General features: G+C 65.7%; 9 protein-coding genes and 2 pseudogenes. 7 read left to right on the forward strand and 4 right to left on the reverse strand.

The genetic code is table 11. From position 1 onward, the window contains the following. From BLR02_RS27540 to BLR02_RS27555, 3 genes and pseudogenes are all read left to right on the forward strand, one after another. Positions 1-317: transposase (locus tag BLR02_RS27540; protein ID WP_176849623.1), on the forward strand; the 317-nt coding region annotated here is incomplete at its 5' end. Positions 318-588: 271 nt separating this feature from the next. Continuing rightward, positions 589-1,234 (forward strand): annotated as a pseudogene (locus BLR02_RS30715) (IS5 family transposase); the annotation flags it as partial. 121 nt (positions 1,235-1,355) lie between these two features. Continuing rightward, positions 1,356-2,564, forward strand: a complete 1,209-nt coding sequence (locus BLR02_RS27555; RefSeq protein ID WP_090665418.1) for an IS256 family transposase — start codon at positions 1,356-1,358, stop codon at positions 2,562-2,564. Positions 2,565-2,582: 18 nt separating this feature from the next. Here BLR02_RS27555 and BLR02_RS29100 read toward each other — a convergent pair whose 3' ends face one another. Next, positions 2,583-2,912: a hypothetical protein gene (locus BLR02_RS29100; protein ID WP_143018368.1), complete on the reverse strand. Its 330-nt coding sequence runs from the start codon at positions 2,910-2,912 to the stop codon at positions 2,583-2,585. Continuing rightward, the gene (locus BLR02_RS30210; RefSeq protein WP_143018369.1) at positions 2,909-3,109 is read right to left on the reverse strand and encodes a hypothetical protein; all 201 of its coding nucleotides are present in this window, start codon (positions 3,107-3,109) and stop codon (positions 2,909-2,911) included. The genes BLR02_RS29100 and BLR02_RS30210 overlap by 4 nt, the downstream gene beginning before the upstream one ends. A 303-nt stretch (positions 3,110-3,412) precedes the next feature. Between BLR02_RS30210 and BLR02_RS31195 the strand changes: the two genes are divergently transcribed. The 4 genes and pseudogenes from BLR02_RS31195 (at position 3,413) to tnpC (ending at position 5,776) form a co-directional block, all read left to right on the forward strand. Beyond that, positions 3,413-3,574, forward strand: coding sequence for a transposase (locus tag BLR02_RS31195; protein WP_090571697.1), 162 nt, complete (start codon positions 3,413-3,415; stop codon positions 3,572-3,574). A gap of 94 nt (positions 3,575-3,668) precedes the next feature. Then, positions 3,669-3,818 carry a hypothetical protein gene (locus tag BLR02_RS29905; RefSeq protein ID WP_176849876.1) on the forward strand — a complete coding sequence of 50 codons (150 nt, stop codon included), beginning with the start codon at positions 3,669-3,671 and terminating at the stop codon, positions 3,816-3,818. Beyond that, positions 3,815-4,171, forward strand: coding sequence for an IS66 family insertion sequence element accessory protein TnpB (gene tnpB / locus BLR02_RS27575; RefSeq protein WP_090571690.1), 357 nt, complete (start codon positions 3,815-3,817; stop codon positions 4,169-4,171). The genes BLR02_RS29905 and tnpB overlap by 4 nt, the downstream gene beginning before the upstream one ends. Before the next feature lie 94 nt (positions 4,172-4,265). Continuing rightward, positions 4,266-5,776 (forward strand): annotated as a pseudogene (gene tnpC / locus BLR02_RS27580) (IS66 family transposase). A gap of 389 nt (positions 5,777-6,165) precedes the next feature. Here tnpC and BLR02_RS29110 read toward each other — a convergent pair. Together BLR02_RS29110 and BLR02_RS27590 are read right to left on the reverse strand one after the other, a co-directional pair. Further along, the gene (locus BLR02_RS29110; RefSeq protein WP_143018371.1) at positions 6,166-6,774 is read right to left on the reverse strand and encodes a hypothetical protein; all 609 of its coding nucleotides are present in this window, start codon (positions 6,772-6,774) and stop codon (positions 6,166-6,168) included. Positions 6,775-6,904: 130 nt separating this feature from the next. After that, positions 6,905-7,226: transposase (locus tag BLR02_RS27590; RefSeq protein WP_143018372.1), on the reverse strand; the 322-nt coding region annotated here is incomplete at its 5' end.

Raw genomic sequence — 7,226 nt, forward strand, 5'->3', positions numbered from 1 at the left:
TGCATCTCGCCGAGATCGCTGCCGCTGTGGCGCCGAACGCGCATGCCGTGCTGCTGCTCGACCAAGCCGGATGGCACCTATCGGACAGGCTCGAGGTGCCGCCGAACATCACCCTCGTCCCGCTGCCGCCCAAGTGTCCCGAATTGAACCCGGTGGAGAACACCTGGCAGTTCCTGCGGGACAACTGGCTCTCGAACCGCGTCTTCCACTGCTACGACGACATCGTCGACCATTGCTGTCGGGCCTGGAACCGCCTCGTCGAGCAGCCCTGGACTATCATGTCCATCGGACTGCGCGATTGGGCGCATCGGTTCTGATCAATGGGATTTGGTATGAGTTCGGTCACAGACCCTAGTTGTTGACGGTAAAGTCGTCCACGCCGGGGGTTTGCCGAAGGCTGAAGATGTGGCGCGCTGGATCAGTGGATGAAGCTTGGCTCGCGCGACTTGGTAGTCTGGCCAAGTAAGTGTCCATCCGGGATCATGCTGAGTCATCTGAATCGGTTGTGACTGGTGTGTGGCGGCGGGCGATTGGCGAAGTGGCGGGATGTGAACGCCGGAGAACCGCGCTCGGTATGACCGCAGCAAGCTGCGCTACCCGAGCGATCTGACCGACACGGAGTGGGCGCTGATCAGGTGCCTGATCCCGCCAGCAAAGCCAGGCGGCAACAAGCACACTGTGGTGGAGCGGGCGGTGGTGGACGGGGTGATGTACATCCTCTCCACTGGCCGCCAGTGGTCGGCGCTGCCGAAGGACCTGCCGCCGAAGAGCACGGTGAACGACTACCTGCGGCGCTAGGACGCGGATGGCACGTTCGAGCGCATCCATTATGCGCTTTACGTGCTGTGCCGCGAGCAGGCCGGACGCGAGGCCAGCCCGACGGCGGCGGTCATCGACAGCCAGAGCGTCAAGGGCGCGGAAAGGGGGGCGCTGCATCGACCCGCCGGGCTACGACGCGGGCAAGAAGATCAAGGGTAAGAAGCGCCATGTGCTGGTCGACACCCAGGGACTGCTGATGCAGGCGGTGGTGCACGCCGCTAACATCCAGGACCGCGATGGCGGCGTGCTGCTGATGGGCACGCTGTTCGGCCTCTATCCTTTCCTGCTCAAGCTCTATGCCGACAGCGGGTATCGGGGCGCCAAGTTTCAGGATGGCCTGAAAGCCGTCTGCGGCCAGATCAACCTCGAGATCGTCCGGCGCTGCGACCGGCACCGCTTCGTCGTGCTGCCGAGGTAGCGTCCGCGGAGGTGGTGGAAAATCCGGCCTTGGCTGGGGTGTAGAGCTGGGGTGGCCATCGGACCTGGCGGCTAGGGTGGAGTTGCGAGGCTCCCATCCCTGACCAGCCGAGGACCCGATGACCGAGGACAGACTGCCACTGGCGGACCTGCTGGCGAAAGCCGGGAACAATGACTTCCTGCGCAGCGTCGCGGAGGCGGTGCTGCAGATGCTGATGGAGGCCGATGTGGAGGGCTTGATCGGGGCCGGGCGGCACGAGCACACCGGCGAGCGGCTGACCTATCGCAACGGCTTCCGTGACCGCACGCTGGACACCCGGCTGGGATCATTGCAGCTCCGGGTCCCGAAGCTCCGGCAGGGCAGCTACTACCCGCCCTTCCTCGAGCCCCGGAAGACCAGCGAGAAGGCCCTGGTGGCGGTGATCCAGGAGGCCTGGATCGGCGGCGTCTCGACCCGGCGGGTGGACGAGCTGGTGCAGGCGATGGGTCTGTCCGGCATCTCGAAGTCGACCGTTTCCAAGCTGTGCAAGGACATCGACGAGCGGGTCGGGGCCTTTCTTGATCGGCCGCTGTCCGGCGAGTGGCCCTACCTGTGGCTGGACGCCACCTACCTGCGTCAGCGCGAGGGTGGCCGGATCGTCTCGGTGGCAGCGATAAGCGCTGTGGCCTGCGATGCCGAGGGACGGCGCGAGATTGTTGGCCTACACATCGGCCCGTCGGAGGCCGAGACCTTCTGGGCGGCCTTCCTCAAGAGCTTGGTCAAGCGTGGCCTGAAAGGCGTGAAGCTGGTCGTCTCCGATGCCCATGAGGGGCTGAAGGCGGCGATCGCGCGCGTGCTCGGCGCGACATGGCAACGGTGCAGAGTTCACTGGATGAGGAATGCCTTGGCCCATGTCGGCAAGGCTCAGCAGTCCATGGCCTCGGCCGCGCTACGCCAGGCCTTCCTGCAGCCCGACCAGGCCAGCGCCCGGCAGACTTGGCGCCACGTCGCCGACCAACTCCGCGAACGCTGGCCCAAGCTCGGCAAGCTGATGGACGACAGCGAACATGACGTGCTCGCCTACATGGCGTTCCCAGCGCAGCACAGGACCAAGCTGCACTCGACGAACCCGCTGGAGCGCCTCAACAAGGAGGTAAAACGCCGCGCCAACGTGGTCGGCATCTTTCCCTCCGAGGCCTCCATCATTCGCCTGATCGGTGCTGTGCTGCTCGAGGCCAACGACGAATGGCAGATGCAGCACCGCTACATGGGCGTCAAGGCCATGGGCGAGATACTCAGCCCGGCGTCCACCAACGAAACCCTGCAACTGCCACCCAGGCCCGCCTGAGCCGTGGATGCCCCAAGCTCATAAGCAAATTCCACCACGTTGACGGACGTGACCCGTCCATTTGCGCTTTCGTACGTCGCAGCGTTCCCAGTCAGCCGCCGCAGTCATCGCTTCGACCAAGGCGTGTTCCCCAACCTCGCGAATGCGCTGTGCGGCAACCTCCTTGCCACCTGCGATGGTGATCAGGACTGTGCCAAGCCGGACGATGAGCGAACCACGCTGGTAGAGCCCGAGGTCGCTTTCGAGCAGTGCCTGCTCGGCTTGATCTATGATGTCCGGGAGCCGACCCGGCACGATGCGAATGCACTGCCGCGGTGCGTCATGGTTTGCCCGAGCATCTACGGTCATGACGATACTCCTTCGCGCTGCGCCCGCTCATGGCGCCACTGCTCCAGCAGGGCACGGCCGGTGATCTCCAGGGCGATGTTGGGTTCTGGGATGGGTGCGCTTTGCGATGCGTGGCGATCCGGCGGCCCTTGCCAGCGGCGCCGGAAGGATGGGTTTCGTCGCGGATCGCTCATGGCGGCGGCCGAAGCGGCGTCCATTAAGACGCCCTCACGGTCTGCGGTGGTGCAAGCCGTTCAGGGACCTGGCGTCGAGCGGCCTCATAGGCTTCGACATCTTCAAGCCTATAGACGACTCCGCTACCCAACTTCAGGTAGGGGCACCCCTGCCGTTGCCAACGCCACGGCTCCAATGTGCGGTGACTGACACGCCAGCGGCGCGCCAACTCAGCTTGGGTGAGATGACGCAGAGGATCAGGGTAAGCGCAGCGACGAGGCCCGTCTTCCCGCGCGGGCGGTGAATGTGCTGGGTCGGTCTGAAGCATGGAGCTTCGGGCTGGCATTATGGTCGACATTAGTGATGACGCGAAGGATGGCGGGTATCGGCGGGTTGAAGTTCTGACCGCGCCTGGTCGCCGGCGGAAGTGGTCGGACGACGACAAGGCGCGGATTGTGGCAGAGACGCTGGAGCCCGGTGCGGTCGTGGCTGAGATTGCGAGACGCTGACAGGTCTGTTCGCAGTAGGTGTTCACCTGGCGACGGGAGATGCGCTGGTACCGCCGTGCGGTTGGGCTTTGTGCCGCTCGTGGCGGAGGCGCCGGTGTCAACACCCGAGCCGGGGGCTGCTCCGGCCCTCACGGCGCCCGCGGTCGAGGTGAGGCTTGCCGGTGCCATGCTGCGGGTCGAGCTTGGCACCGACCACGACACCCTGACGATGGTGCTGCGGGCAATTCGGGCGTCGGCGGCATGATCACGCCGCCGGCCGGCGTGCGGATCCTGCTGGCGACGAAGCCTGTGGACTTCCGGAAGGGCGCGCACAGCTTAGCGGCGCTGGCGGCCGAGGTGCTGGGCGCCGACCCGTTCTCGGGCGCGGTGCTAGTGTTCCGCTCGCGGCGCGCTGACAGGATCAAGATCCTCCTCTGGGACGGGAGCGGCTTGGTCCTTGTCTGGAAGCAACTGGAAGGAAGCGCGTTCCGCTGGCCCGCCGTGTTGGATGGCATGGTGCGTCTGACGCCGCTGGAGTTCGCCGCGCTGTTCGACGGGATCGACTGGCGCCGCGTCGGGGCGGTGCGGGAGATTCTCAAGCCGAGCGCGCCAGCGTAGACTCCGTGGCACGATGCGCACCGCGGTGGACAGCACGCCGAGCTTGCCAGAAGACCCCGCGCTGCTGCTCGAGACCCTGGCGTAAGTCGACAACCTGGTTGCTGAGCGCGATGCGCTGGCGAGTCAGAATGAGCGGCTGCAGCACCTGCTGCTGAAGCTGAAGCGCCGGCAGTTCGGGACGAAGTCGGAGCGGCTGCCGGAGGAGCAGCTGCTGTTCGCGTTCGAGGAGATCGAGGCGACGCTGGCCGGCAACGCGGCCGGGGCGGGCAAGGCCTCCCCTGCCCTGAAGGAGAGCCAAGCCAAGCGCCGCCGGGCCGGCTGCGGCCGACTGCCCGCGCACCTGCCGCGGGTCGAGGTGGTGCTGGCGCCCGAGGCCAAGGCCTGCCCCTGCTGCCAGGGCCCGCTGGTCGAGATCGGCATCGACGCCGCGGAGTGGCTGGACGTGATCCCCGCGAGGTTCCGCGTCGTCGTGACGAAGCGGCCGAAGCTGGCCTGCCGGGCCTGCCCCGGCATGGTCTTGCAGGAACCCGCGCCGCCCCGCCTGATCGAGGGCGGCGTGCCGACCGAGGCGACCGTCGCCCACATCCTGGTCTCCCGCTACGCTGACCATTTGCCGCTGTATCGCCAGTCGCAGATCCTGGCGCGGCAGGGGATCAGATCGGCCGGGAGGTGCTGGCCGACTGGACCGGCACCGGGGCGCTCGAGATCGTCCCCGTGGTGCGGCGGATGCGCGAGATCCTGCTCGCCTCGCCAAGGCTGTTTGCCGATGAGACCACAATGCCGGTCCTCGACCCAGGCCGCGGCAAGACGAAGAAGGGCTTTGCCTGGGCGATTGCGCGCGACGACCGACCCTGGGGCGGGACGGACCCGCCGGCGGTGGTGTTCCACTACGCGCCAGGCCGCGGCGCCGAACATGCGAAGGCGCTACTGGCCGGCTACCGCGGGATCCTGCAGTGCGACGGCTACGGCGCCTACAAGACGCTTGCCGTGGAGCGCGAGGGCATCACGCTGGCATTCTGCTGGCCGCATGTCCGCCGGGGGTTCATCGAGCTTGCCAAGGGCAAAACCGCACCAATCGCTGCCGAGACACTACGGAGGATCGCTGCCCTCTACGCGGTCGAGGCGGAGGTGCGGGGCAAGCCGCCTGACATCCGCCGCACCGCCCGGCAGGAGAAGAGCCACCCCCTCGTAGAGGACTTGTTGGCCTGGCTCTCAGCGCAGCTGGCGCGCCTGCCGGGCAGCAGCCCCACCGCTGAGGCCATCCGCTACGCGCTGAACCACCGCGAGGGCCTGATGCGGTTTCTGAACGACGGCAGGGTCGAGCTCGACACGAACACCGTGGAGCGCGCCATCCGCCCGATCTGCCTCAGCCGCAAGAACGCGTTGTTCGCCTCCGGCGATGATGGTGGGGCCCGCTGGGCGGCGGTGGCCTCGCTGGTAGAGACCTGCAAACTCAACGCCGTCGACCCGCAGCGCTACTTCACCGACGTGTTGACCCATCTCGTCAACGGCTGGCCTAACAGCCGCATCGACGAACTCATGCCGTGGTGCTGGGCAGCCGGCACAAATGGCCCAGCGTCAAGCGAAGGCTGCGAGGGCCCGTAAGCCTCGCTTACGGATCAGGCGCGGGCCTATTCGACTCGCGCGGGGCCTGTGGGAACTGCTGGACCATGGTGTCGCCTCGGTGCGAAGCGGCGCGGGATGCGCCGGGCGACCTCGTCTATATGGCGGTCCAAACCTCATTTCTAATAGTGCGGCAATTCGGCGGCCCGCCGATTTAGACCGCCAAAATTAGCTGTCTTCTAAGCAGTTTAGCAGCGATTTCGGCGGCTAATTCCGCGGCTTCCGCGGTCCCCTCTTCTGCCAAGACGGTGGCGCAAGCTCGCGGCGTATTTTACGGAACACGTCGCGCGGGATGTCCACGCCAAAATGCTCCCGCGCTGCAGCCAAGCATTCCGCTTCGTTAGGAGGTGGCTTGTCCTTGGGCCACTCGTTCACGAATAGCCGAAACCAAGCCCGGAGGAGGTAATGGTGAATGGTGGTTTGATTCCCCTGCTTGCAAGAACATCAGGTTCTGACATTCCTACTGCGAAGCCAGCAGGATGAGAGGGCGCTTCAACCAAATTCATCCTGACAGCAATCAGCTCCATGTCATCAGGGAGACCTGGCCTCATTTCCGGGAAGTTGTATGAGATCCTCACCCTGTCGAATTCTGTTAGTAATTCGAGATAGATTTGGTGGGCTCCGTGCAAGCGAACCGATCGCTGCCCAGCAGAAAGCAGCAAGTCGCGCGGCAGCCGGAAACGTGGTGCGTCTGCGCCGCGAGTGAGATCGAAGCCGGTGAGCTCGAGATCAGGACGCGCGCAGAGCGCAAGATAAAGCTGCTGTCGCTTATGGCCTTCTGGCCAGACTGGAAGAAGCCCAGCAAATTCCCCCATCTCTGCGCGAAGCACCGCTTCAAGCTTTGGCCCGCCTTCGTTGTGCAGGCTGACTGTCTCGGGAGAAAGTATCTCCAGGGCCTCCTGGAGGGTCCAGCCGCCTGGTGGCGGCACTGGTAAAGACGGTGGATTGGAAGCTTCTCCGGGGGTGGTCACGAGGCGCATCTCTGGGCAACTTTCGACTGCGTGTGGGGCGCGAGGCGCCGCCTCCTCCCGTTCCGCCCCCCAGCCGGGCGGGACGTTAAAGTACTTGCTTGATACCCGCCTCGGCTACGAGGTAGTACGCTAAGGCTTGTTAGAGCTTGGTGACTTTGATCCAGTCTGCGGTGGCTGCGAGGCAGAGCACGCCAAGGAAGGAGCGCGCGGTTTTCTCGTAGCGAGTGGCAACAGCGCGCCACTCTTTCAGTCGTGCCCAGAGGTTCTCGACCAGATGCCGGTTGGCGTAAACCCAGTCCGGGCAGGCCACTGGCGCGTCGGTGCGCCTGGGCGGGATCGCAGGCCGCGCGCCCATGGCCCAGATGCGCTCGCGGAAGGCGTCGGAGGCAAGACCGAGGTCGCCGACCACCCAGCCGGGCACGTCTGGCAGACAGTCCAGCAGCCCCGGCGCCATGGGCAGT

The sequence above is a fragment of the Belnapia rosea genome, from assembly GCF_900101615.1.
In the GTDB taxonomy this organism is placed as follows: Bacteria; Pseudomonadota; Alphaproteobacteria; order Acetobacterales; family Acetobacteraceae; genus Belnapia; species Belnapia rosea.

Bases quoted from the DNA above. Each gene is read 5' to 3' on its own strand.
- BLR02_RS27555 (WP_090665418.1), top strand. From the start codon at position 1,356: ATGACCGAGGACAGACTGCCACTGGCGGACCTGCTGGCGAAAGCCGGG.
- BLR02_RS29100 (WP_143018368.1), bottom strand. From the start codon at position 2,912: ATGACCGTAGATGCTCGGGCAAACCATGACGCACCGCGGCAGTGCATT.
- BLR02_RS30210 (WP_143018369.1), bottom strand. From the start codon at position 3,109: ATGGACGCCGCTTCGGCCGCCGCCATGAGCGATCCGCGACGAAACCCA.
- BLR02_RS31195 (WP_090571697.1), top strand. From the start codon at position 3,413: ATGGTCGACATTAGTGATGACGCGAAGGATGGCGGGTATCGGCGGGTT.
- tnpB (WP_090571690.1), top strand. From the start codon at position 3,815: ATGATCACGCCGCCGGCCGGCGTGCGGATCCTGCTGGCGACGAAGCCT.
- BLR02_RS29110 (WP_143018371.1), bottom strand. From the start codon at position 6,774: ATGCGCCTCGTGACCACCCCCGGAGAAGCTTCCAATCCACCGTCTTTA.